The sequence below is a fragment of the Paraburkholderia caballeronis genome (assembly GCF_900104845.1).
GTDB lineage: Bacteria > Pseudomonadota > Gammaproteobacteria > Burkholderiales > Burkholderiaceae > Paraburkholderia > Paraburkholderia caballeronis.
In genome coordinates this window covers 2,208,735-2,231,851 of the sequence record NZ_FNSR01000002.1, presented here as the reverse complement: position 1 = coordinate 2,231,851, position 23,117 = coordinate 2,208,735, and the positions used below count along the sequence as shown (strand labels likewise).

Below are 23,117 nucleotides of genomic sequence, written 5' to 3'. Positions count from 1 at the left end.
CGGACAATCGAAGCCAACCTTCGCCGCCGTTCCCCCGGCGCGACGCGTTCCCCGCGCGCCCGTCGCCCCATTCGGCCGCCCGTCGCGAGGACACCACGATGACGCCGGGCCGGACCTCCGCCGATGATCGCTGACGCCCGTCCGCGCGTCGGCCGGACCGCGCTGCGCGGCGTCGTCGCGCGCGTGCGGCAGCCCGAAGTGGCCGCGCTGCTCGCGTTCGTACTCGCGCTCGTCGCGGCCTTCGTGCTGGCCGTGCTCGTCAAATACCAGTGGCAGGAGGCGGCGCAACTGCGCTTCGCGCGCCACACCGCCCAGATCAGCTCGCTGCTGCGCCAGGAACTCGTGACCGCCGACGCGGTGCTGCACGGCGCGCGCGCACTCGTCGAAACGCGGCCCGACGTCGACGGCGCGCAGTGGCAGCACTACGTCGCGAGCATCGATCTCGACGCGCTGCACTCGCCGCTGAACGGCGTCGGTTACGCGATCGTGCGCGACGGCGCGCCGCCCATGGTCGCGCGCTACGCGCCCGCGGCCCGCGCGAACGCGCCGCGCGTTCTGCCCGACGATCCGGCTACCCGCGCCGCGCTGCGCCGCGCGACCGATTCCGGCGAAGTCGCGCTCGCCGCCGCGCTGACCGCCACCCGCGGCGCGCCCGCGCCGACGCTCGCGCTGTACCTGCCGGTCGAAGCGGACGCGGCGGCCGATTCCCGCCCGCCGGCCGGCTACGTGTTCGCGCCGCTCGACGCGCGCCGCCTGTTCGAGCGGCTCGGCATCGCGAACGCGGGCATCGCGCTGACCGCGCGCGCCGGCAACCCGCCGTTCGTCGTGTACGCCGGCGACGCGAATCTCGAAGAAGCGCCGCCGCCGACCGCGCGGTTCACCAGCACCGACACCGTGCCGTTCGGCGGCACGACGCTTTCGCTCGACTACAGCACGAACGGCAGCCCGTCGCTGACCGGCGCGGCCGACGCCGCGACGACCGTGCTGCTCGGCGGCGTCGCGGGGGCGGCCGCGCTCGCGTTCCTCGCCTACGCGCTCGCGCGCCGCGCGGCCGCCGCGCCCGCGCAGCCGGACGAAGCGCGGATGATGGGGATCGTCCGCTCGTCGATGGAAGCGATCATCACCGTCGACGAATCGCAGCGGATCGTGATCTTCAACCCGATGGCCGAACGCGTGTTCGGCCTGTCCGCGATGGAAGCGGTCGGCTTGCCGCTGTCGCGCTTCATCCCCGAGCGGTTTCGCGCGCAGCATGCGCGGCACGTCGAGCGGTTCGGCGTGACCGGCGTCAGCGAGCGGCAGATGGGCCGCCAGCAGCGCGTGCTGTACGGGCTGCGCGCGAACGGCGACGAGTTTCCGATCGAGGCGTCGATCTCGCAGATCCGCGACGCGTCCGCCAAGCTGTACACGGTGATGCTGCGCGACATCACCGAGCGCGTGCGCGCGGAGGACTCGCTGAAGCAGTCGCGCGAGGAACTGCGCGAGCTGTCCGCGAACCTGCAGAACGTGCGCGAGGCCGAAAAAAGCCGCATCGCGCGCGAACTGCACGACGACCTCGGCCAGCAGTTGACCGCGCTGAAGATGGACCTGTCGGCGGTCGAGCACGCGCTCGACGCGCCGGGGCGCGAGCCGCAGGCGTCGGCCGGCGAAGCGGCGCGCGACGAAATCGCGACGCGGCTGCGCGGCATGCGCCGGCTGATCGACGCGACGGTCGCGTCGGTGCGGCGGATCGCGGCCGACCTGCGCCCGGTGATGCTCGACGACCTCGGCCTCGTGCCCGCGATCGACTGGCTCGCGAACGACTTCACGAACCGCTACGGGATCGACGTCGAGCGGCACCTGGACCCCGGCGCGGCGACGTTCTCGAACGCCGGCGCGACGACGCTGTTCCGCATCGTGCAGGAGGCGCTGACGAACGTCGCGCGCCACGCCGACGCGACGCGCGTCGTGCTGACGCTCGACATCGACGCTGGCTGCTGCACGCTGCGAATCGTCGACAACGGCCGCGGCTCGGACCGTGGGGCGGACCGCGTTTCGGACCATGATGCCGGCGCGCGCCAGGCGCCGGCCGGCGACGGCCGCGCGGACAAGTCGTTCGGCCTGCTCGGCATCCGCGAGCGCGCGCACATGCTGGGCGGCGTCGTGCGGATCGACACCGCGCCGGACGAAGGTTTCGCGATCGCAGTGTCGTTCCCGCTGCACGCCTTGCAACCCGTAGAGACGTTTCCATGATCAAGGTACTCATCGCCGACGACCACACGCTGGTCCGCGACGGCCTGCGCCACATCCTGCAGGGCGCGAGCGGCTTCGAGATCGCCGGCGAGGCGAGCGACGGCGCGACGACCGTCGCGCTGGTCCGCGCGCAGGACGCCGACGTGCTGGTGCTCGACCTGTCGATGCCAGGCCGCAACGGCGTCGAGCTGATCCGCCAGATCAAGGACGAAAAACCCGCGCTGCGCATCCTCGTGCTGACGATGCACGCGGAGCAGCAGTACGCGGTGCGCGCGTTCAAGGCCGGCGCGTCCGGTTATCTGACGAAGGAAAGCGCGAGCGCCGAACTGGTCAGCGCGGTCACGAAGGTCGCGTCGGGCGGCGTGTACGTAAGCATGGCGATGGCCGAACGTTTCGCACAAAGCCTGCACGAGCCGTCGGACACGCTGCCGCACCAGCGGCTGTCGGATCGCGAGTTCGACGTGTTCCGCCGCATCGCGGCCGGCCAGACCATCACCGAGATCGCACAGCAGCTGTGCGTGAGCGCGAAGACCGTCAGCACCTACAAGGTCCGCATCCTCGAAAAGATGCAGATGCCGCATGAAGCCGCACTCGTGCGTTACGCGATGCGGCACAAGCTGTTCGACGACGAGCCGTGAACGTCGCGCCAGGCCCCGCCCCATCGGGCCGCGCGCCTCTGACGCGGCGGCATTTCGACGTCCATTTGTAGGAATCGCCCTACAGCCATTCCGCTTTGCGTACCGCGGGTTCGACGTTCGGCCGATAGCTTTTCGGGATGCCGCGGGCAATACTGGTTTCCATGGATGCCAGCCAAACGAACGCGACGCTGAACGTGTTCCTCGTGGAGGACGCGGGGGCGGTCAGGCAGCGGATCGCGGACGCACTGTCCGCGATTCCGCGCGTGGCTGTCGTCGGCGAGGCCGAGGACGCGCCGTCCGCGCTGGACGGCATCCTCGCGACCGGCGCGGACGTCGCCGTCGTCGATCTGCGGCTGATCGACAGCAGCGGCATCGACGTGATATCCGGGCTGTCGCGCGAGCGGCCGGAGGTCGTCAAGCTGGTGTTGACGAACCACTCCGGGCCTGCGTTCCGGGAGGCGTGCGAGACGGCGGGCGCGGACTTCTTCTTCGACAAGACGTCCGAGTTCGACGCCGCATGCCGGACCATCGAAGTGCTGGTGCAAACGCGCGCGGCCCGCCGCGCACCGTGAGCTGGAGACGATCATGTACGCTGCCCCCGCCTGTGAAGCGATTCTGCCCGCCCCGCCGCAGCCGGCGTCCGACGACGTGGAACCGGCACGCGTCGTCGTGCCGGTTCATCCCGTCGAACCGGTCCTGCATGCAACCCTGAACGAAGCCGTGAACGACGCGCCGAAGCGCGCGAACGCGCGCTGCTCGAACTGTTCGCTGCGCGGCGTCTGCGTGCCGGCGGACCTGACGGCCGCCGAACTCGAAAAACTCGATTCGGTGGTCTGCACGACCCGCCCGGTGCGGCGCGGCGACGCGCTGTTCCGCACCCACGACGCGTTCCACAGCATCTACGCGGTGAAGACCGGCTCGTTCAAGACCGTCGTGATGCACCGCGACGGCCGCGAGCAGGTCACCGGCTTCCAGATTCCGGGCGAGCCGCTCGGCCTCGACGGCGTGTGCTCGGGCCGCCACAACTGCGAGGCGGTCGCGCTGGAGGACAGCACCGTCTGCATCATCCCGTTCGCGCAGCTGGAGTCGATCTGCCGCGAGAGCCGGCGGATGCAGCACTACCTGTACCAGTTGATGAGCGGCGAGATCGTCCGCGAGTCCGGGCTGATGATGCTGCTCGGCACGATGTCCGCCGAACAGCGGCTCGCGTCGTTCCTGCTGAACCTGTCCGCGCGGTTCCGCGCGCGCGGCTACTCGGGCGCGGAGTTCAACCTGAAGATGAAGCGCGAGGAGATCGGCTGCTTCCTCGGCATCAAGCTCGAAACGGTGAGCCGGATGTTCTCGCGATTCCAGCGCGAGCGGCTCGTCGAGCCGAGCGGCAAGCAGATCCGGATCGTCGATCCCGAAGGGCTCGCGCGGGTCTGACGCCGCCGGCCCTCGCAACAGAACGCCTGTTGACGCACCGGCCTCCACGTGAGGCGTGCGTGTGTTCGCGGCGCCTTCCCGTGGGCGCCGCTTTTTTTGCGCGTTTTTTCCGCCGCTTTTTCGCCCATTCGCCTGTGGCAACGCATGCCGGCGCGCCGCAGGTAGCCGATTGACTCAAGTCAACGGCTCCGTCGCGTTCGCTGACATCATGAATCTGCGGCGCGCTGCGCCGTCCGCACGGAGACCGACAGATGGATGCCGCCATGCAACGCCCGGTCGTGGATTCCGATCACGGCCGACTCGAACTGTCCGCGAGCGTCGAGGAGCGGCTGCGTTTCGCGCTGCGCTTCGCGGTGCTCGCGCCGTCGAACCACAACACGCAGCCGTGGCGCTTCATCGTCGGCCCCGATTCGGTCGCCGTCTGCGCGGACCGGCTGCGCGCGCTGCCGGTTGCCGATCCGTTCGACCGCGAACTGACGATCAGTTGCGGCGCGGCGCTGTTCAATCTGCGCGTCGCGCTCGCGCGCGTCGGCCTCGCGTATTCGATCGCGCTGTTTCCGTCGAACGCCGATCCGGACGTGCTCGCCGAAGTGCGGATCGTGCCGGACGGCCGTTGCGACGACACCCTGCCCGACCTGTTCGACGCGATCGCGACGCGCGTGACCACGCGCCAGCCGTTCGCCGACGAGCCGGTCGACCAGGCGGTCCAGCAGGCGCTGATCGCGGCGGGTACGGCCGAAGGCGTCGATATCGCGTGCGTGAGCCCGCTGGTCGAGCGCGAGCGCATCGCGATGCTGGTCGCGCTCGCGGATCGCCAGCAGTTCGGCGACCCGCGCTTTCGCCGCGAACTCGCGAACTGGATCCACCCGCGCCGCCGCGAGGACGGCATGCCCGCATATGCGACCGACATGATGCCGCTGCTCGACTTCGCGACGCCGCTCGCCGCGTCGGTCGTGCGCACGTTCGACCTCGGCGGCGGCGTCGCCGCGACGCATCACCGGCTCGTCCTCGGCTCGCCGCTGATCGTCTGCATCGCGACCGGCAGCGACGACCGCGAAGCGTGGCTCGCGACCGGCCAGGCGCTGGAGCGCGTGCTGCTCGCCGCCGCGAGCGCCGGGCTCACCGCGTCGTACCTGAACCAGCCGATCGAGGTGCCGGGGCTGCGCGAACAACTCCCCGCGCTGGTCGGGCTGCAGCCGTCCGCGAATGCGCAACTGCTGCTGCGCATCGGGCGCGGGCCGGACGTGCCGCCAGGCGTGCTGCATTCGCCGCGCCGCGCGCTCGATGAAGTCGTGTCGTGACGCTGCCCGACTTACGTTTCAGAGACCGCACCGTGAAAAACACCGCCCGAGTTCTGTCGCTCCTCGCCGCCGCCGGCTGCGGCGCGGCGATCGCGCTGCCCGCCGCCGCGCAGTCGCGCGAGCCGACCGCGCTCGTCGACCAGCAGCACTGCATGTTCTGCCACACGTCCGATGCGCCGTTCCTCGCGCCGTCGTTCCGCCAGATCGCGGAACGCTATCGCGGCAAGCCCGAAGCCGCCGCGATGCTCGAACAGAAGCTGCGCGTCGGCGGCCGCGCGCACTGGGGCGACATCGCGATGCCGCTGCCGGCCGAACGCGGCGGCCCGCTCACGGCCGACGACGCACACGTGCTGGTCCAGTGGGTGTTGAGCCAATGACACCATGAGCCAGTGACACCACCGAATCCAGCCCGCCACAGGAGTTCGTCATGCGCATCACCGTTCATCTCGACAGCTTCGACCGCATCGACCCGTCCGCGTATGCGATCGTCTGGCTCGACAAGGCCACCGGCAAATGGTCGCGAGAGGGCCACGCGGGCGTGGCGCTGCCCGCCTGGGGGTATTTCGACGTCGCGAACGGCGACACGCGGCTGAACGACGCCGCCGACGGACATCCGCTGTGCGTGCTCGAAGGGCTCGATTTCAGCAAGGACGCCGGCCCGTTCGAAGGCGAGGAAGGCGCGGCGAACTGGTGCGCTAACGCGCACGCCGCGCCGGCGGCCGGCCGCTGGCATGTGCAGTGGATCGACGAAACGGAGTCGGTGCCGGAATACGGGTTGTTTGCCGACGACCACGTGTGAGGCGACCGTCGTACCGCAGGTCCGCCATGCCGGCGTTTTCTGTTCCGGCCGCGTTGCGTTGCATGGTGTTGAGGCCGAACCAGGATGCCCGCGTCGTTGCCAGGCCCCCATCGACCATCGGCGGGCGGCCGGCCGCGCCGCCCTCCTAATGATCGCGCCGCACCGCGCCCGCGCCCGCCGTCGCGAGCCGCAACTCCTTCTCCGCCGCATCGAACGCATCGCGCACCGCCTGCTGCGGGTCGTCGCTTTCGCAATGGCCGATCGGCCTCAGCACGTGGAAATCCGACGAGATCAGGTCGAGCCGCACGTCGTACAGCGGCCGGCCGCCGCGCGGGCGCAACAGCTCGATCGCCAGATGGCAGCCGGCCAGCGCCGGCCCGTAGCGGCCGAGCCGCAGCAGTTGCACGCCCGCTTCCGCCTCGATGGCCGCCGACCCGGCAAAACCGAGATAGACGATCTGCATGCCGATTCCCATTGCGCTCCTCCCCGCTGCGTCGAACCGCGCCGCATCCCGGCAACCGGCCGGCACCTGCTTCGCGCCGCTGCGCTTCATGAACGCCACTGACGCCGCGAACCGGACGTCGCGAGCGCGGCGGCCAAAGCGTCAAACGTCGAATGCGTTCGTGCGCTTCAGCTCGATCCACGTCATCCCTTCGCGCAGCCCTTCGAGCACCGCTTCGCGCTCGCCCGGGAACGTGAGGTAATGCGTGAACGAATGGCGGAACACGTCGTGCCCCGGCACTTCGTGCGTCACATGCACGCTGCAGCGATAACCGCCGCCTTCCGCCGGCGACGTCTCGACGACGACGTTCCAGCTCCCTTCGCTGATGTTGCCTTTCAGTGTCATCTCCACTCTCCGTCGTCTGTTTCGTTCGTTGCGCTCGTTGCCCGCGTTGCGTTGCCCGCGCGGGTCGCGTCAATGCTCGCCATACAGCCTGAAAAAACCGCTGTGCAGCACCACGGGCTGACCACGCGTTTCTTCCAGCATACGCGCAGCCGCGGCTTCTATCGCCGCGCGATGCGCGTCGAACGCGGGGACGAGGTCCGGCTCGCGCAGCGACGCCGCGCCGAAGTGATCTTCGAGCGCCTCCGCGGTGATCGCGCAGCCGACGCGCGCGCCGTCGACGACTGCGTCGAACGTCAGTTCGGGCCGATCCGCGTGGTACGCGGGCCGTTCTGCGGGAAACGCAATGTTCATTTCGATTCTCCGTGATGCTGCGATGCTCGTCCGTTCACGGCAGCACCTGTTCGCCGGCTTCCGCGCCGGACGAACCCGGCGCGCCCGCCGCCCCCGTATCGGGCCGCGGCGGACTCACGAGCAGCGGACAGGTCGTGTCGCGCAGCGCGCGGCTCGCGACGCTGCCCGGCAGCGAATGAACGCGGCCGTGCCGCCCCTGCAACCCCGTCACGACGAGGTCCGCCTGCCACGCCTTCGCGTCGCGCAGGATCGCGGACGGCACGTCGTCCATCTCGTCGGCGGTTGCGATCATCTCGGTGCTCGCGTGTGCGCCGCGCGCCTTCAGCAGCGGTGTCGCGGCGGACAGCGCCGCGACGCCGTCCATTTCGAAGAAGCGGTTCAGCCAGCGCGCGCCCGGCTGCATCGACCGGTCGACGACATAAACGACGCGCAGTTGCACATGAGACGGCAGCACCGCGAGCGCGAGCCGCAGCGCATCGAGCGACGCCGGACTGCCGTCGATCGCGATCAGCGCGCGGTCGAGCGGCGGCTCGCTCAATGCGAGCTGCGCGATCGGCACGTACAGCACCGGGCAATGCGTGACCGCCGCCACTTCCTCCGGATCGAGCCGGCACGCCCAGCGATGGCCGCGCGGATGCGCGCCGAGCGCGACGAGGTCCGCGCGCCATTCGCGCGCGGCGTTGGCGAGCGCATCGGGCGCGCGGGAGCGCAGCGCGGCGAGGTCGAGCAGTTCGGCGTCGGCCACGCAGTGCGCGGCGGCGAAGCGTTGCGCAGCCAGGGCAAGTGCTGCCTGCGCGCCGCGCACCATCGCGGCATGGGTGTCCGCCCAGTCGGGCAGGCTCAGTTTCAACGCGGGAAACAACGCGGCGGGATTCGCGATCAGATCGACGAGCCGGAAACGCGCATCGGGCGCGGCGAGCCGCGATGCAAAACCGGCCAGCGTCGCGAGGCCGCCCGCGCCTTCAGCGGCCGCAATCACGCGGGTGAACGCGTTCGGACCATGACCGGCAGGTTCGGAATCCATGCTGGGCTCGCTCGGATGACGAAGGGCTTCGGACCCGCATGCGCCGCGATGGCCGGCATGCAGTCCGCGATGTGTTCATCATCGGTGGCGATTGCGTGGCGCCGTTGATTTGCGTCAAGCGATGGATCGGGCCATCCGGCGCTCGCGAACGGCTCCGGACAGCGATGCGCGCGGGCCTTGCACCCGCGCGCGGGTTACTGCGCGTCGACCTTCTTCGGTTTCGGCGGCGTGTGGATCTTCGAATACTGGAACTCGGGCGTCGCGTGGATCGCCTCTTTCGTTGCGCCGGGCAGGAAGAAGTTGCCGTCGCGGACCTGGAGCGCGCCGATCGGCACCGCGACGTCGTGCGTCGCGACGCCGATGAAGCCGCCCGCCGACACGATCGCCGCCGACAGCGAGCCGTCCGGCGCGACGACGAGATCGCGGATCGTGCCGATCTTCTGGTTGTTGTCGTTGTAGACGGCCTTGCCGAGCGCGCTCTTCTTCACGCTCCAGCCTTCGAGTAGCGCCTGCGACTGCTCGACCGTCACGCCCAACGGCTGCGTGCCGGCGATCTGCGCGTGCGCGCCGATGCTGATGCTCATGCTGCCCGCGACGATCGCCGCCGCCCAAACCGCCTTGTGGAAATTCATTTCGATGTGCTCCGTGTCAGAGGGGAGTCCGGCGACGATGCGCCGGGGCGTCCGGTTGCACTGCCGTGATGCGGGTTGCGATTCGCCGGCGGCGTGCATCGTGGCGGGATGCGCCGGCCGCTGCGCGGCGAATGGCAAGCGTCATGGTAGCGGCTATCCAGCGGTGTCGCTTGCGGCGCGCCGCAGCGGGCGGGATAACGCGGCACGTCGCGATGCGCGGTTGTTGAGGAAAGGAAACGAAGTGGCGGCCGCGTGATGCGGGAGGAAAAAAACGAAACCACGCCCCCCGGCTTCGCTTCACGCCTCACTAAACGCAAACGGCCGGCAAAAAGCCGGCCGCAACGATTCCGCTGGATGCCGCTCCCGCGTCCGCGCGCGGCAGCCGAAACGAATCAGGTCAACACATCCGCGAACACGCGCGATGCGAAGCGGTCCGAGTTCGTGCCGCTATTCACGACGCCGACCGTCTTCAGGTCGTCCGCATACAGCGCGATCTCCTTCTTGAACGCATCGCCGACCGGATGATGGCGGTCCGTGTGGCTCTTCAGCATCGCGGTCAACTGCGCGACGTCGGCCTGCGGCGCATACGCGGAAAACAGCGTCGCCGCCTCGGCCGGATGGTCGGCGGTCCACTCGGTCGCTTCGAGCAGCGCCTGCGTGAGCCCCTGAGCGGTCGCTCGATCCTTGCGCACCAGCGAGCCGCGCACGCCGAGCACGCAGCACACGCGGTTCTGATACTCGCCGCACAGGTTGTTCGACACCTCGTACAGATGGTCCGATTCGCGCAGCGTCCAGATCGTCGGGTCGCCGTCCGCGATCGCGTGCACCTCGCCCTTCTTCAGTGCCTCGCCGAGCAGGTTCGCCGGATACTGCCGCCAGTGCACGTCGTTCTCCGGATCGACGCCGATCTTCTTCAGCGTGATCGCGAAGAAGTTTTTCGCCGGGCTCGCCATGTCGCTGACGCCAACCGTGCGGCCCTTCAGCCCCGGCAGATCGACGATGCCGGACGTGCGCGTCGCGAGCAGCCGCATGCAGCCGCCGTGGATGCCGGCCGTCAGCTTCACGTCGAAGCCCTGCTCCAGCGGCTTCACCCAGCGCAGCGCCATGCCGACGCCCGCATCGGACTTGCCGGTCGCGATCGCTTCGAGCAGCTGGTCGGTCGAGCCCGCGAAGTTCACGAGTTCGACGTCGAGGCCGTGACGCCGGAAGAAACCCTGCTTCACGCCGACGACGACCGGCGCGGTGCAGATCGAGCCGGCGTTCCACGACAGTTTCAGCGGCGTGAGCGGGCCGTCCGCGCGCGCGAGCGGCCCGAAGCCGAGCCCGGTCCCGCCGAGCGCGACCGCGCCGGCCGCCCAGGCGCTCTTGCGCAGCCACGCGCGGCGCGCGGGGTCCGGCAGCGATCGATCGTCGAAAGGCTTCATGTCGATGGTTCTCCTCGGTTCTGCGAATGTCGTTGTGAGTGGTGAAAATCGATCGGAAAACGAACGGTCATGCGTCGAGGCCGAGCTGCGCGAGCACCTGGCGGCGCAGCGCGACGAGTTTCGGATCGTCGCGATGACGCGGATACGGCGCGTCGTTGCGCACTTCCGCGACGACGCGCGCGGGCCGCCCGCTGAACACGATCACGCGGTTCGCGACGAACAGCGCCTCCTCGACGTCGTGCGTGACGAGCAGCACCGAAAAACGTGCGCGCTGCCACAGCGCGACCAGTTCGCTCTGCATGCGGATGCGCGTCAGCGAATCGAGCTTGCCGAACGGCTCGTCGAGCACGAGCAGCGCCGGATCGTTGACGAGCGCGCGCGCGAGCGCCGCGCGCTGCGCCATCCCGCCGGACAGTTGATGCGGGAACGCGTCCGCGAATTCGGTGAGGCCGACGAGTTCCAGCGCGGCGTCGATCCGCGCGTCGACGTCGCGCGGATCCGGCGCCGCGCCCTTGCGGCTTCGCTTTGCGGCATGGCGCTGCGCCTGCGGACCCAGCCCGACGTTCGCCCGCACGGTGCGCCACGGGAACAGCGTCGGGTCCTGGAACACGACGACGCGCGACGGATCGGGACCGGCGATCGGTTCGCCGTCCGCGAGCAGCGTGCCTTCGGCCGGACGGTCGAGGCCCGCGACGAGGCGCAGCAACGTCGATTTCCCGCAGCCGCTCGGGCCGAGCAGCGCGACGAATTCGCCCGGCTCGACGCTGACGCTCACGTCGTCGAGCACGTCGAGCGCCGCGCCGCGCAGCGCGAACCGGTGGCTGACGTGCTGCACGTCGATGCGCGCGCCGACCGGCTGGTCCGGCGCGGACGCGGCCGACGCCGCAAAAGAACGGACCGAAGCAGTGGCTACCATTTGAGCAATCCCTTTTGCCAGACCAGCAGACGATCGCGCAGACGGAACAACAGCGTGATCAACCCGGAGCACATCGCGGCCATCACGAGCAGCGCGGCATACATGTTCGAATACGCGGCCCAACCCTGCGCCCATTGCAGATACCAGCCGAGGCCGGCCTTCACGCCCATCATCTCGGCGACGATCAGCACCGAGAACGACGCGCCAAGGCCCATGAACAGCCCGACGAACACCGACGGCAGCGCGGCCGGAATCGCGACGCGCAGGATCAGGAACGACGGCCTTGCGCCGAGCGTGCGGGCGACGTCGTAGTACGCGGAATTCACGCTCGCGACGCCGGACCACGTGAGCACCGCGACCGGGAAGGCGGTGGCGAGCGCGATCAGGAACACGCTCGCGCTGAAGCTCGACGGAAAGAAGAAAAACGCAAGCGGCAGCCACGCGGTCGCGGGCAGCGGACCGACCAGCCGCAGCACCGGATGCAGCCAGTAGCCGACCGCGCGCGACCAGCCGATGCTCACGCCGATCGCGAAGCCGGCCGCCGCGCCGAGCAGGTAGCCATAGGCGAGGAGGCCGAACGAATGAACGACGCTCGACGCGAGGCGCGGGAAATCGTCGAAATACACGGCGATCAGCGCCTGCGGCGGCGCGAAAAACGGGCGCGGCAGCCATTCGAGCTTCGCGGTGACGATCTCCCACGCGGCGATGCCGAGCGCCAGCGCGAGCAGCCACGGGGCGGCGTCGAGTGCGGCGGCCAGGGCGGCCGCGATCCGCGCCGGGCGCTGCCGCGCGTCGCGCTGCGTCGCGCGGCGCCAGCCGGCCGCGCCGATCAGCGCCGCGAGCAGCGCAATCGCGAGTTTCAGCGCGACCAGTTCATTCGTATAAGGCCAGTCGTCGAGGTCGGGCCACCAGACGGTGATCGCGGCGCTCGCGAGCCATGCGGCGGCGGCGAGCGCCGCGACGCCGATGCGGCGCGCATTGGCGCGCGTGAGCGGCGTCGCGCGGCGCGGTGGACGGCCGGCGGACGAATCGAGCAGTTCGGATGGAATCGACATGACGCAGCGTTCCTGATCTCGTGAGCGTTGAGCTTGCGGGGATCAAGAGTAGCGACGCGCGTTACGGTTGAGAATGAATCGATTCGGATATGGATATGCGGCGCGCAGCGCGAATGCTTTTCTGTTTTTTCTGTTTCGCGGGGCCATCGCTCGCGCGGCGGCGCGGGCGGTAAGGCACGGCGCGCAGGCGCCGTGCATTGACGTCATCGTGACGGGATCAGACTTCCGAAGCCGGCGGCTCGATGCTCTCGCCTTCGGTTGCGTGCGCCTCGGTCTGCGGCAGAGACTCCGGCGCGGGCTGAGACGCGGACTGAGATACGGACTGAGGTGCCGCCTGATCGACGGGCTGAACCGCGGACAGCGGCGCGGCTTGCTCGTCAGCCGGTGCGGCCGCCGTGTCGCCTGCCGGCTTCGACGGCGGGTTCTGCGGCTGCGACGCTTCCTTCGCGCGGGCGTCGGCCTTCGCCTTCTGCCGCGCGAGCGCGGCGTTCGCGCGCGCGATGTGCGACGGGTCGATGCCAGGCCCGGCCGACGGCGTGCCGTCCAGCTCGTAACGCGGACCGCCGGCGGCGACGCGCTCGTGATAGCGCGGATGGTTCACGTGCCGCTTCAGCACCGCGACGAGCACCGTGCGTTCGAGGTCCGGATGACGCGCGCAAAGGTCGTCGATCACGCCGATCTTCAGCGGCAGCCGGTCGCGGAACGTCGGATGATGCTTCGCGAGTACGTTCCACACCGCGTTCAACTGACGATTGCGCTCGATGCGTGCGCGTTCCTCGTCGCTCAGGTTCGCGGGCAGCGGCTTGGCCGGGCGCGGACGCTGTTGAGGGCGCTGCTGCGGCTTCTGCTGCGCGCGCTGCGGCGCCGGCCCGCGGTTGCCGCCCGGCTTGCCCTGGCCCGCCTGCTGCTGCGGCTTCGCGCCGGGGCCGCGCGGCGGCTGCCCCTTCGGGCGGGCGTCCCTCGCACGGGGCTCGCGGGACTCCTTTGCTCCGGCCCCTTGCTGGCGCGCGCGCCGGCCTTCGTCCGGCTGCGGCTTTTCTTCCGGCGGCTGCCCGGAGGTCAGGCCCCAGGTCTTCTTGATTTCCTGCAGACCTTCCTTGAAGCTCAGGGTACGGCGCTGTTGGGATGCGGCTTTCACGTCCAGCTCTCTTCCATGATGGGATCCGGCGCTATGATACCGAATCATTGGCCGCCCTTCCGGCCGATCCCGTCGCGGCGCGCAGCCGGCGGTCGTTTTCGCGGAGGCACGCGCGACCGGCGATGCATCGGTTCCGCGTACCACGAGTCCCCACAAGTCCTCTTCTCCCCGCATTTTCTTTCATCGACATGACAAACACCCCGTCTTATTCCGGCCCGATCCGGGCGATCGTCACCGGCCATACGCGCGGCCTCGGCGCGGCGCTCGCGGAACAACTGTTGCAACGGGACATCACGGTGCTCGGCGTGTCGCGCGGCGGCCATCCGTCGCTGGCATCGCGGTTTCCGGGCCGGTTCGGCGAAGTCGCGCTCGATCTGTCCGATACGAGCGCCGTTGCGCAGTGGCTGTCGGGCGATGCGCTGCATGATTTTGTCGCCGGGGCGGGATGCGTGCTGCTGTTCAACAACGCGGGCGCCGTCGAGCCGATCGGACCGCTCGCCGCGCAGGACGTTGCGGCGGTTGCGCAAGCGGTGAGCCTGAACGTCGCGACGCCGATGATGTTCGCGAGCGCGCTCGCTGCTCTCGACACACACGCCGAACGGCGGATCGTGCACGTATCGAGCGGCGCGGCGCGCAATGCGTATGCCGGCTGGAGCGTCTATTGCGCGACGAAAGCCGCGCTCGATCACCATGCGCGCGCGGTCGCGCTCGATGCGAACGGCCCGCTGCGGATCAGCAGCGTCGCGCCCGGTGTGGTCGATACCGGGATGCAGGCGACGATCCGCTCGACCAGCGCCGAACGCTTCCCGTTGCGCGAACGCTTCGAGCAGTTGAAGGAGAACAACCAGTTGACGTCGCCGGACGCGGCCGCGCAGAAGCTGGTCGATTACGCGTTGAGCGATGCGTTCGGCGCGCAGCCGGTGGCGGACGTGCGTGAACTGCCGGTGGGCTGACAGGTAGCCGGGGCGACGAGGTCCCGCACATTCTCACCTTTGGCTTTGGCAACGCGATCGACAACCTGCTGATTCGGCGAGATGACCAGCGAACAGAACGCCTCACTCGTTCACCCACTCCCGCAAACTCTCACTTTCCATTACCCCGATCAGGTGCGACGACGAACGCCACCCGCTGCGCGAGCGTGCCGCGCGACCGTCCGGTTTTCCAGCGGCGCGTGCCGCCCGCGAGCATCAGCAATGCGCCGATCGCGAGCAGGTCGCCGGCGAGCCGCGCGGGCAGATAGTCGGTCGTATGCGTGGCGCGCAACAGCGTATCGACGGCGTTCGACGCCACCGCGCCGCCGACGAAACAGACCAGCCCCTGCTGACCGACGTTCACGAGCGCCGGCGCGCGCTTCGCGAGCCAGCCGACCCATCCCATGCGCACGGCCTGCGCGGCGAGCCACGCAATCGCGCCGAAACTGACGATCCGCAGGCTCGCGAGGTTCTGCTTCTGATAACCGGGCTGCGGCGTCGCATCGACGAACAGGCGGATATACGCAAACGCGATCACCACCACGATCGCGACGACGGTAATCGTGCCGCCCCACTTCGACGCCTGAAAATCGCGTGACAGCGGATACAGCCGGCACATCATCCCGAGCATGAACATCGCCTGCCACGCGAACGGGTTGAACGCCCAGCCGGCGTTCGTCACGTCGGGCAGCCAGCGCACGAGCCAGCAGCCGAAGAACCAGACGACGAAGCTGGTCGCGAGCGCGAGGTCCGGCGTGCGCCGCGCGAACGGCATCGCGAACGGCAGCGCAAGCACGAGCAGCACGTACATCGGCAACACCGACGCGAGATACGGCTGATCGCGAAACAAGGCGATGTCGCCGAGCATCGTGAACGGTTGATCCGCGAAGCGCAGATAACCGGAATCGCCGACCAGCGGAGAATCGACGCGCAGAAGCACGGCCGCCGCGCCCGACAGCAGCATCAGCGCGGCCGTGCACAGATACGCGGCATAGATCTCGCGCCCGCGACGCCAGAACCGCCGGTTCGCGGCCGGGGCGCCGCGCCGCGCGGCGATCGCGAGCCAGCTCGACGCGGCCACGTAGCCGCTGACGAACACGAACACTTCAGCCGAATCGCAGAACGCGTAGTTATGCAGCATCGCATGCGACAGCACGCTCGAAGGGATGTGATCGAGCGCGATCGCAATCAGCGCGAACCCACGGAAAAAATCGATTTCGATCGATCGCTTCGTTAGCTGGGTCATTGGCGGCGACTCCCATGCCGGTCGCAAAACGGCATTCAAAAAGGGACGCGCGACTGGCGAGGCCAATCGTCAGAACGTCCCTCCGGATGATGTAAGGATCGCTGATCGACGGGAAACACGCAGGCGTGACCGTCGATCCAGCTCACGACGTTGCAACGCTGACAGCGCACGAAAGTCGGCTGTAAAGCGCACGAACACCGCAGGCACCACAACCAGACTTTAAACCCGCTGCGCAAACCCTGGGCGGTACTGTGCAGCGCGAAGTTGTTACCGCATCTTGCAATGCTTCCTCCACGACTCGCACGATTCGCGCTCGACCGCCGATGCAACCGAGGCAGTTCCGTTTCCGCAAATGCGGTGCCTGCCGTTCCCCGTAGCGGCGCATCCGCCGGTCCAGAAGCGTGCATGCCGCCTCCCGCCGGTTTACTTGACATCTAAAATATTTAAACCTACATTGCCTGTGCGGAATCGAAACGAGGAACGGGCATGCGCATCGTCTGCATCGGAGGGGGACCGGCCGGGCTGTATTTCGGCCTGTTGATGAAACGCCGTCATCCGGACCACGAGGTCACGGTGATCGAGCGGAACCGGCCGTACGACACGTTCGGCTGGGGCGTCGTGTTTTCGGACCAGACGCTCGGCAACCTGCGCGCGGCGGACCCGAAAAGCGCCGCGCAGATCCTCGATGCGTTCAATCACTGGGACGATATCGAAATCCATTTTCGCGGCCGCACGGTGCGGTCGTCGGGCCACGGCTTCTGCGGCATCGGCCGCAAGCGGCTGCTGAACATCCTGCAGGCGCGCTGCGAAGAACTCGGCGTGAAACTCGTGTTCGAATCGCAGGCCAGCGACGACGACGTGCGCGACGCCGACCTGATCATCGCGAGCGACGGCCTGAACAGCGCGATCCGCCAGAAATACGCGGCCACCTATCAGCCGGACATCGACCAGCGCGACTGCCGCTTCGTCTGGCTCGGCACGCACCGGCTGTTCGACGCGTTCACGTTCGCATTCGAAGAGACCGAATGGGGCTGGTTCCAGGCGCACGCATACCGCTTCGACGAGCACACGTCGACGTTCATCGTCGAGACGCCGGAGCACGTGTGGCGCGCGGCCGGTCTCGACACGATGAGCAAGGAGGACAGCATCGCATTCTGCGAGCGGCTGTTCGCGAAGTATCTGGACGGCCATGCGCTGATGTCGAACGCCGGGCATCTGCGCGGCTCGTCGCAGTGGATCCGCTTTCCGCGCGTCGTCAACCGCGAATGGGTGCACTGGAAACCGCGCGCGGACGGCGGCAGCACGCCGGTCGTGCTGATGGGCGACGCCGCCCATACCGCGCACTTCTCGATCGGCTCCGGCACGAAGCTCGCGCTCGAAGACGCGATCGAACTCGCGAACAGTCTGGACGCGCATCCGGACGACCTGCGCGCGGCGCTCGAACACTACACGAGCGTGCGCAGCATCGACGTGCTGCGGATCCAGAACGCGGCGCGCAATTCGACGGAGTGGTTCGAGCACGTCGATCGTTATGCCTCGTTCGAACCCGAGCAGTTCGCGTATTCGCTGCTCACGCGCTCGCAGCGGATCTCGCATGAAAACCTGCGCGAACGCGACGCGGCTTATCTGTCCGGCTACGAAGCGTGGCTTGCGGCGAAGACCGGCGCGAGCGAAAGCGCACGCCCGGTGCCGCCGATGTTCACGCCGTTCACGCTGCGCGGCATCACGCTGAAGAATCGCGTCGTCGTGTCGCCGATGGCGCAGTATTCGGCGTTCGACGGCGTGCCGGGCGACTATCACCTGATGCATCTCGGCGCGCGCGCGATGGGCGGCGCGGCGCTCGTGATGACCGAGATGACCTGCGTGTCGCCGCACGCGCGGATCACGCCCGCCTGCCCCGGCCTGTACACCCGCGAACAGCAGGACGCGTGGCGGCGCATCGTCGATTTCGTGCACGCGCAGTCCGATGCGAAGATCGGCCTCCAGATCGGCCATTCTGGCGCGAAGGGCTCGACGCGCGTCGCGTGGGAAGGCATCGACCAGCCGCTCGACGACGGCAACTGGCCGCTCGTGTCCGCGTCGCCGCAGCAGTATCTGCGCGGCGTCAGCCAGTGGTCGCACGAAGCGACCGAAGCGGAACTGCGCGAGATCGAAGCACAGTTCGTCCGCTCGACGCAGATGGCCGCCGAGGCGGGTTTCGACTGGCTCGAACTGCACTGCGCGCACGGTTATCTGCTGTCGAGTTTCCTGTCGCCGCTGACGAACCAGCGCACCGACCAGTACGGCGGCTCGTTCGAAAACCGGCTGCGTTATCCGTTGCAGGTGTTCGCGGCGATTCGCGCGGTGTGGCCGCAGGACCGCCCGATCTCGGTGCGGATCTCCGCGCACGACTGGGTCGAAGGCGGCAACACGCCGGACGACGCGGTCGAGATCGCGCGCGCGTTCAAGGCGGCGGGCGCGGACCTGATCGACGTGTCGTCGGGCCAGGTCAGCAAGGACGAAAAACCCGTGTACGGCCGCATGTTCCAGACGCCGTTCGCGGATCGCATCCGCAACGAAGTGCACATTCCGACGATCGCGGTCGGCGCGATCTCGGAGGCCGATCACGTGAACAGCATCATCGCGGCCGGCCGCGCCGATCTGTGCGCGATCGCGCGCCCTCATCTCGCGAACCCGTCGTGGACGCTGAACGAAGCGGCGCGCATCGGTTATCTCGACGTCGCGTGGCCGCCGCAATATCGCTCGGCCAAGACGCAGCTCGAACGCAACATCGAGCGCGAACGCGCACAGGCCTCGGCGGCAGCCGGGCTGTCGCCGCTCGAACGCGCGCAGCGCGCGGAAGGAACCGTGTGATGACCGACCACGCAGAAACCCTCGGCGGCCGCCACGCGGTCGTCACCGGCGGCGGCAGCGGGATCGGCGCGGCGACGGCGGCCGCGCTGCTGCAAGCCGGCGCGCGCGTCACGCTGATGGGCCGCGACGCCGTGCGCCTCGATGCGCAACGCGCGGCGCTCGGCGGCGGCGACCGCATCGCGTGCGCAAGCGTGGACGTGACCGACGAAACGGCGGTCGAGACCGCGTTTGCGCAGGCGGCGGACGGCCTCGGCCCGATCGACATCCTCGTGAACAACGCGGGCCAGGCGCAGGCCGCGCCGTTCACGCGCACCGACGCCGCGCTATGGCGGCGGATGCTCGACGTGAACCTGACCGGCGTGTTCCTGTGCACGCGCGCGGTATTGCCCGCGATGCTCGAACGCAAGAGCGGCCGCATCGTGAACGTCGCGAGCACGGCTGGGCAGACCGGTTATCCGTACGTCGCCGCGTATTGCGCGTCGAAGCACGGCGTGATCGGCCTCATGCGCGCGCTCGCGCTCGAAGTCGCGACGCAGGGCGTGACCGTCAATGCGGTCTGCCCCGGTTACACCGAAACCGAACTGCTGCGCGCGTCGCTCGACCAGATCATGCAAAAGACCTCGCGCAGCGAGGCCGAAGCCCGCAGCCAGCTGCTGCGCCACAACCCGCAGCAGCGCTTCGTGACGCCGGAAGAAGTCGCGAACGCGGTGCTGTGGTTATGCGCGCCCGGATCGTCCGCGATCACCGGGCAGTCCATTTCCGTTTCCGGTGGAGAGATCACATGACGACCCGCCCCGCTCCCGCGCGCAAGTCCGCGGCCGCGACGAAAACGCCGCGCAAGGGCGTTGAAAAACCGGCCGACAACGTCGTCGATCTGGAGATGAGCACCGGCGCGGACAGCCACATGGGCCTGCGCCTGTGGCTGCGCCTGCTGACGACGACGAACCTCGTGCAGGCCGAATTGCGCAAGCGGCTGCGCACCGAGTTCGACACGACGCTGCCGCGCTTCGACCTGATGGCGCAACTGGAGCGTCATCCGGAAGGGCTGCGGATGACCGAACTGTCGCGCCGGCTGATGGTGACCGGCGGCAACGTGACCGGCATCGCGGATCAACTGGAAAAAGAAGGCCTCGTCGTGCGCGACGCCGATCCGGACGACCGCCGCTCGATCGCGCTGCGCCTCACGCCGGCGGGACGCGCGCAGTTCGACAGCATGGCGGCGGTGCACGAGCAATGGGTCGTCGAGTTGTTCGGCGGGCTGTCGCTCGACGATAAATCGAAGATGCATGAACGGCTCGGCAAGCTGAAGCAGCATCTGATCGGCAGCGTGCAACGCTGAACACGGGACGAATCAAGGGCCATACAACGGCATGACCGGACCTCACAACAAACCAGCTTGCAGGGGATCGGAGCGGACGCTGAAGTGCGAGCGCCGATTGATCGCCTTGCATGGGATCGGGGTAGGCGCTTTAGCGCTAACTCCGGATCGACAGCTTTGCATGGGATCGGAGTAGGCGCTAAAGCGCTAACTCCGGATCGACAGCTTTGCATGGGATCGAAGTAAGCGCTAAAGCGCTAACTCCGATCGACCGCCTTGCATGGGATCGGAGTAAGCGCTAAAGCGCTAACTCCGATCGACCGCCTTGCATGGGATCGGAGTAAGCGCTAAAGCGCTAACTCCGATCGACCGCCTTGCATGGGATCGAAGTAAGCGCTAAAGCGCTAACTCCGATCGACACAGGAGACACACGTTGACTATCCCCTCTCCCGCCAATGCCCTATACGCCGGCAACCGCACCACGCTCGCGGACTATCGCGCGCAGCACTTCGGCTGGTCCGTCGAAGCGCAAGTCGCAACGATCACGCTCAACCGCCCCGAGCGCAAAAACCCGCTGACGTTCGAGTCGTATGCGGAACTGCGCGACCTGTTCCGCCGCCTCGCGTACGCGACCGACGTGAAAACCATCGTGATCCACGGCGCGGGCGGCAACTTCTGCTCGGGCGGCGACGTGCACGACATCATCGCGCCGCTGATCGCGCTGCCAATGCCGGAACTGCTGATGTTCACACGCATGACCGGCGACCTCGTGAAGGCGATGCGCCACTGCCCGCAGCCGATCGTCGCCGCAGTGGACGGCATCTGCGCGGGCGCGGGCGCGATCCTCGCGATGGCGTCCGACCTGCGGCTCGGCACCGCGCGCAGCCAACTCGCGTTCCTGTTCACGCGCGTCGGCCTGGCCGGCTGCGACATGGGCGCGTGCGCGATCCTGCCTCGCATCATCGGCCAGGGCCGGGCGGCCGAGCTGCTGTTCACCGGCCGCTCCGCGAGCGGCGACGAAGGCCACGCATGGGGTTTCTACAACCGGCTCTGCGATCCCGACACGTTGCTCGCGGACGCGCAGCAGCTCGCGAAGGATCTCGCCGCCGGCCCGACGTTCGCGCACGGCATCACGAAGAAGATGCTGCATCAGGAATGGAGCATGAGCATCGACGAAGCGATCGAATCGGAAGCGCAGGCGCAGGCGATCTGCATGGCGACGCGCGACTTCGACCGCGCGTATCGCGCGTTCGCCGCGAAAACGCGGCCCGTGTTCGAAGGAGACTGACGTGAGCGCCGATTTTCCGCTCGACCCGCACGACGCGCTCGCGTGGCCGTTCTTCGAGGACCGCCATCGCGCACTGGCCGCCGGCATCGAGGCATGGGCGCGCGAACATCTCGCGCATGACGCGCATCCCGCGACCCGCGACGAAGTGGACGACGCGTGCCGCGGCCTCGTGCGCGCGCTCGGCGACGCCGGCTGGCTGCGCTACGGCGTCGGCGGCATCGCATACGGCGGCCATGGCGACACCATCGACACGCGCGCGGTCTGCGTGCTGCGCGAAACGCTCGCGAAACATTCGGGCCTCGCGGACTTCGCGCTCGCGATGCAGGGACTCGGCTCCGGCGCGATCTCGCTCGCCGGCACCGACGCGCAGAAAGCCCGTTATCTGCCGCGCGTCGCGAACGGCACCGCGCTCGCCGCGTTCGCGCTGTCCGAGCCGAACGCGGGCTCCGACGTCGCCGCGATGGCGCTGTCCGCGCGCGTGGACGGCGACGACTACGTGCTCGACGGCGAAAAGACGTGGATCTCGAACGGCGGCATCGCGGACTTCTACGTGGTGTTCGCTCGGACCGGCGAGGCGCCGGGCGCGCGCGGCATCACCGCGTTCGTCGTCGATGCCGACACGCCGGGGCTCGAAATCGCGGAGCGCATCGACGTGATCGCGCCGCATCCGCTCGCGCGACTGCGCTTTGCCGGCGCGCGCGTGCCGGCTTCGCAGCGGCTCGGCGCGCCGGGAGAAGGTTTCAAGATCGCGATGCGCACACTCGACATCTTCCGCACGTCGGTCGCGGCCGCGTCGCTCGGCTTCGCGCGCCGCGCGATGGCCGAAGGGCTCGCGCGCGCCGCATCGCGCACGATGTTCGGCCAGACGCTCGGCGACTTCCAGTTGACCCAGGCGAAGCTCGCGCAGATGGCGCTGACCATCGACAGCAGCGCGCTGCTCGTCTATCGCGCCGCGTGGCTGCGCGATCGCGGCGAAAGCGTGACGCGCGAGGCCGCGATGGCGAAGTGGCACGCGAGCGAAGGCGCGCAGCAGGTGATCGACGCCGCCGTGCAGCTATGGGGCGGCATGGGCGTGCAGAGCGGCACCGCGGTCGAGACGCTGTATCGCGAGATCCGCGCGCTGCGCATCTACGAAGGCGCGACCGAGGTGCAGCAGTTGATCGTCGGCCGCGATGTTCTGAAGACCCACGCGGCGTCCGCATGAGAGCGGCCCTTCCACTCCCGTATTCATCGAACCCGAAAACCTCATGAAAAAAGCCCTACTCCCCGCCGGCTGGATCAAGCCGCGCGGCTACGCGAACGGCGTCGCGGCGACCGGCACCCAGGTGTTCATCGCCGGCCAGATCGGCTGGGACGAACAGGCGCGCTTTCGCAGCGGCGATTTCGCGGACCAGGCGGCGCAGGCGCTGCGCAACGTCGTCGCGGTGCTCGAAGCGGCCGGCGGCCGTCCCGAGCATCTGGTGCGAATGACGTGGTACGTGACCGACAAGCGCGCATACCTCGCGTCGCTGAAGGCGATCGGCGCCGTGTTCCGCGAACTGATCGGCGACTACGACATCGCGATGAGCGCGGTGCAGGTGGTCGCGCTGATCGAGGACGAAGCGAAGGTCGAAATCGAAGCGACCGCCGTCATTCCCGACCGTTAGTCCAACGACTACAGCG

24 protein-coding genes are annotated in these 23,117 nt (G+C 68.7%); 14 read left to right on the top strand and 10 right to left on the bottom strand.

From position 1 onward, the window contains the following. Nucleotides 1-123: 123 nt before the first annotated feature. The 7 genes from BLV92_RS26475 (at nt 124) to BLV92_RS26445 (ending at nt 6,392) form a co-directional block, all read left to right on the top strand. Nucleotides 124-2,229 (top strand): PAS domain-containing sensor histidine kinase, encoded by a 2,106-nt coding sequence (locus BLV92_RS26475; protein ID WP_090550907.1) that lies wholly within the window; start codon nt 124-126, stop codon nt 2,227-2,229. Further along, nucleotides 2,226-2,867, top strand: a complete 642-nt coding sequence (locus tag BLV92_RS26470; protein WP_090550905.1) for a response regulator — start codon at nt 2,226-2,228, stop codon at nt 2,865-2,867. Before BLV92_RS26475 ends, BLV92_RS26470 begins: the two co-directional genes overlap by 4 nt. Before the next feature lie 161 nt (nt 2,868-3,028). Beyond that, nucleotides 3,029-3,439: a response regulator gene (locus BLV92_RS26465; RefSeq protein WP_090550903.1), complete on the top strand. Its 411-nt coding sequence runs from the start codon at nt 3,029-3,031 to the stop codon at nt 3,437-3,439. Between the two features lie 40 nt (nt 3,440-3,479). Then, nucleotides 3,480-4,292, top strand: a complete 813-nt coding sequence (locus BLV92_RS26460; protein WP_373681845.1) for a helix-turn-helix domain-containing protein — start codon at nt 3,480-3,482, stop codon at nt 4,290-4,292. A gap of 251 nt (nt 4,293-4,543) precedes the next feature. Continuing rightward, on the top strand, nt 4,544-5,593 hold the full coding sequence (locus BLV92_RS26455) for an Acg family FMN-binding oxidoreductase (RefSeq protein ID WP_090550898.1): 1,050 nt from the start codon (nt 4,544-4,546) through the stop codon (nt 5,591-5,593). An 89-nt stretch (nt 5,594-5,682) separates the two neighbouring features. Beyond that, nucleotides 5,683-5,970 carry a c-type cytochrome gene (locus BLV92_RS26450; protein WP_243842622.1) on the top strand — a complete coding sequence of 96 codons (288 nt, stop codon included), beginning with the start codon at nt 5,683-5,685 and terminating at the stop codon, nt 5,968-5,970. A gap of 50 nt (nt 5,971-6,020) precedes the next feature. Then, a complete protein-coding gene (locus BLV92_RS26445; protein ID WP_090550896.1) occupies nt 6,021-6,392 on the top strand; it encodes a DUF3564 family protein in 372 nt (123 codons plus the stop codon). Nucleotides 6,393-6,537: 145 nt separating this feature from the next. On the opposite strand, the gene BLV92_RS26440 is transcribed toward BLV92_RS26445, so the two are convergent. From BLV92_RS26440 to BLV92_RS26400, 9 genes are all read right to left on the bottom strand, one after another. Beyond that, nucleotides 6,538-6,867, bottom strand: coding sequence for an HPF/RaiA family ribosome-associated protein (locus BLV92_RS26440; RefSeq protein ID WP_090550894.1), 330 nt, complete (start codon nt 6,865-6,867; stop codon nt 6,538-6,540). Nucleotides 6,868-6,996: 129 nt separating this feature from the next. Further along, nucleotides 6,997-7,239: a UDP-glucose 4-epimerase gene (locus BLV92_RS26435; protein WP_090550891.1), complete on the bottom strand. Its 243-nt coding sequence runs from the start codon at nt 7,237-7,239 to the stop codon at nt 6,997-6,999. A 69-nt stretch (nt 7,240-7,308) separates the two neighbouring features. Beyond that, nucleotides 7,309-7,590, bottom strand: a complete 282-nt coding sequence (locus BLV92_RS26430; RefSeq protein ID WP_090550889.1) for a DUF1488 family protein — start codon at nt 7,588-7,590, stop codon at nt 7,309-7,311. 34 nt (nt 7,591-7,624) lie between these two features. Then, on the bottom strand, nt 7,625-8,614 hold the full coding sequence (locus BLV92_RS26425) for a universal stress protein (RefSeq protein ID WP_090550886.1): 990 nt from the start codon (nt 8,612-8,614) through the stop codon (nt 7,625-7,627). Nucleotides 8,615-8,808: 194 nt separating this feature from the next. Then, nucleotides 8,809-9,198, bottom strand: coding sequence for a PRC-barrel domain-containing protein (locus tag BLV92_RS26420; RefSeq protein ID WP_373681846.1), 390 nt, complete (start codon nt 9,196-9,198; stop codon nt 8,809-8,811). A 440-nt stretch (nt 9,199-9,638) separates the two neighbouring features. Further along, a complete protein-coding gene (locus BLV92_RS26415; protein WP_090550881.1) occupies nt 9,639-10,670 on the bottom strand; it encodes an ABC transporter substrate-binding protein in 1,032 nt (343 codons plus the stop codon). 67 nt (nt 10,671-10,737) lie between these two features. Continuing rightward, nucleotides 10,738-11,586 (bottom strand): ABC transporter ATP-binding protein, encoded by an 849-nt coding sequence (locus BLV92_RS26410; RefSeq protein ID WP_090550878.1) that lies wholly within the window; start codon nt 11,584-11,586, stop codon nt 10,738-10,740. Continuing rightward, a complete protein-coding gene (locus BLV92_RS26405; protein ID WP_090550876.1) occupies nt 11,580-12,641 on the bottom strand; it encodes an ABC transporter permease in 1,062 nt (353 codons plus the stop codon). The genes BLV92_RS26410 and BLV92_RS26405 overlap by 7 nt, the downstream gene beginning before the upstream one ends. Nucleotides 12,642-12,858: 217 nt before the next feature. After that, the gene (locus BLV92_RS26400) at nt 12,859-13,779 is read right to left on the bottom strand and encodes a ProQ/FINO family protein (RefSeq protein WP_090550873.1); all 921 of its coding nucleotides are present in this window, start codon (nt 13,777-13,779) and stop codon (nt 12,859-12,861) included. A 188-nt stretch (nt 13,780-13,967) separates the two neighbouring features. On the opposite strand from BLV92_RS26400, the gene BLV92_RS26395 reads away from it, so the two are divergent. Beyond that, the gene (locus BLV92_RS26395; RefSeq protein ID WP_090550871.1) at nt 13,968-14,732 is read left to right on the top strand and encodes an SDR family oxidoreductase; all 765 of its coding nucleotides are present in this window, start codon (nt 13,968-13,970) and stop codon (nt 14,730-14,732) included. Nucleotides 14,733-14,862: 130 nt separating this feature from the next. Here BLV92_RS26395 and BLV92_RS26390 read toward each other — a convergent pair whose 3' ends face one another. Next, nucleotides 14,863-15,996: an OpgC domain-containing protein gene (locus BLV92_RS26390; protein ID WP_090550868.1), complete on the bottom strand. Its 1,134-nt coding sequence runs from the start codon at nt 15,994-15,996 to the stop codon at nt 14,863-14,865. Between the two features lie 486 nt (nt 15,997-16,482). Here BLV92_RS26390 and BLV92_RS26385 point away from each other — a divergent pair, with 486 nt between their 5' ends. From BLV92_RS26385 to BLV92_RS26360, 6 genes are all read left to right on the top strand, one after another. Next, a complete protein-coding gene (locus BLV92_RS26385) occupies nt 16,483-18,849 on the top strand; it encodes a bifunctional salicylyl-CoA 5-hydroxylase/oxidoreductase (RefSeq protein WP_090550866.1) in 2,367 nt (788 codons plus the stop codon). Then, entirely contained in the window at nt 18,849-19,634 is a 786-nt protein-coding gene (locus BLV92_RS26380) for an SDR family NAD(P)-dependent oxidoreductase (RefSeq protein WP_090550863.1), read from the top strand. Before BLV92_RS26385 ends, BLV92_RS26380 begins: the two co-directional genes overlap by 1 nt. Then, entirely contained in the window at nt 19,631-20,188 is a 558-nt protein-coding gene (locus BLV92_RS26375; protein ID WP_090550861.1) for a MarR family winged helix-turn-helix transcriptional regulator, read from the top strand. Before BLV92_RS26380 ends, BLV92_RS26375 begins: the two co-directional genes overlap by 4 nt. Nucleotides 20,189-20,606: 418 nt before the next feature. Beyond that, complete coding sequence (locus BLV92_RS26370; protein ID WP_090551485.1) at nt 20,607-21,455, top strand: enoyl-CoA hydratase family protein; 849 nt, start codon at nt 20,607-20,609, stop codon at nt 21,453-21,455. Nucleotide 21,456: 1 nt separating this feature from the next. Next, nucleotides 21,457-22,659, top strand: coding sequence for an acyl-CoA dehydrogenase family protein (locus tag BLV92_RS26365; RefSeq protein WP_090550858.1), 1,203 nt, complete (start codon nt 21,457-21,459; stop codon nt 22,657-22,659). 43 nt (nt 22,660-22,702) lie between these two features. Further along, nucleotides 22,703-23,101 (top strand): RidA family protein, encoded by a 399-nt coding sequence (locus BLV92_RS26360; protein WP_090550856.1) that lies wholly within the window; start codon nt 22,703-22,705, stop codon nt 23,099-23,101. Nucleotides 23,102-23,117: the final 16 nt, after the last annotated feature.

What these genes read in the sequence shown, in the direction of transcription:
- BLV92_RS26475 (WP_090550907.1), top strand. Translation starts at nt 124, where the DNA reads ATGATCGCTGACGCCCGTCCGCGCGTCGGCCGGACCGCGCTGCGCGGC.
- BLV92_RS26470 (WP_090550905.1), top strand. Translation starts at nt 2,226, where the DNA reads ATGATCAAGGTACTCATCGCCGACGACCACACGCTGGTCCGCGACGGC.
- BLV92_RS26465 (WP_090550903.1), top strand. Translation starts at nt 3,029, where the DNA reads ATGGATGCCAGCCAAACGAACGCGACGCTGAACGTGTTCCTCGTGGAG.
- BLV92_RS26455 (WP_090550898.1), top strand. Translation starts at nt 4,544, where the DNA reads ATGGATGCCGCCATGCAACGCCCGGTCGTGGATTCCGATCACGGCCGA.
- BLV92_RS26445 (WP_090550896.1), top strand. Translation starts at nt 6,021, where the DNA reads ATGCGCATCACCGTTCATCTCGACAGCTTCGACCGCATCGACCCGTCC.
- BLV92_RS26440 (WP_090550894.1), bottom strand. Translation starts at nt 6,867, where the DNA reads ATGGGAATCGGCATGCAGATCGTCTATCTCGGTTTTGCCGGGTCGGCG.
- BLV92_RS26435 (WP_090550891.1), bottom strand. Translation starts at nt 7,239, where the DNA reads ATGACACTGAAAGGCAACATCAGCGAAGGGAGCTGGAACGTCGTCGTC.
- BLV92_RS26430 (WP_090550889.1), bottom strand. Translation starts at nt 7,590, where the DNA reads ATGAACATTGCGTTTCCCGCAGAACGGCCCGCGTACCACGCGGATCGG.
- BLV92_RS26425 (WP_090550886.1), bottom strand. Translation starts at nt 8,614, where the DNA reads ATGGATTCCGAACCTGCCGGTCATGGTCCGAACGCGTTCACCCGCGTG.
- BLV92_RS26420 (WP_373681846.1), bottom strand. Translation starts at nt 9,198, where the DNA reads ATGAGCATCAGCATCGGCGCGCACGCGCAGATCGCCGGCACGCAGCCG.
- BLV92_RS26415 (WP_090550881.1), bottom strand. Translation starts at nt 10,670, where the DNA reads ATGAAGCCTTTCGACGATCGATCGCTGCCGGACCCCGCGCGCCGCGCG.
- BLV92_RS26410 (WP_090550878.1), bottom strand. Translation starts at nt 11,586, where the DNA reads ATGGTAGCCACTGCTTCGGTCCGTTCTTTTGCGGCGTCGGCCGCGTCC.
- BLV92_RS26405 (WP_090550876.1), bottom strand. Translation starts at nt 12,641, where the DNA reads ATGTCGATTCCATCCGAACTGCTCGATTCGTCCGCCGGCCGTCCACCG.
- BLV92_RS26395 (WP_090550871.1), top strand. Translation starts at nt 13,968, where the DNA reads ATGACAAACACCCCGTCTTATTCCGGCCCGATCCGGGCGATCGTCACC.
- BLV92_RS26390 (WP_090550868.1), bottom strand. Translation starts at nt 15,996, where the DNA reads ATGACCCAGCTAACGAAGCGATCGATCGAAATCGATTTTTTCCGTGGG.
- BLV92_RS26385 (WP_090550866.1), top strand. Translation starts at nt 16,483, where the DNA reads ATGCGCATCGTCTGCATCGGAGGGGGACCGGCCGGGCTGTATTTCGGC.
- BLV92_RS26380 (WP_090550863.1), top strand. Translation starts at nt 18,849, where the DNA reads ATGACCGACCACGCAGAAACCCTCGGCGGCCGCCACGCGGTCGTCACC.
- BLV92_RS26375 (WP_090550861.1), top strand. Translation starts at nt 19,631, where the DNA reads ATGACGACCCGCCCCGCTCCCGCGCGCAAGTCCGCGGCCGCGACGAAA.
- BLV92_RS26360 (WP_090550856.1), top strand. Translation starts at nt 22,703, where the DNA reads ATGAAAAAAGCCCTACTCCCCGCCGGCTGGATCAAGCCGCGCGGCTAC.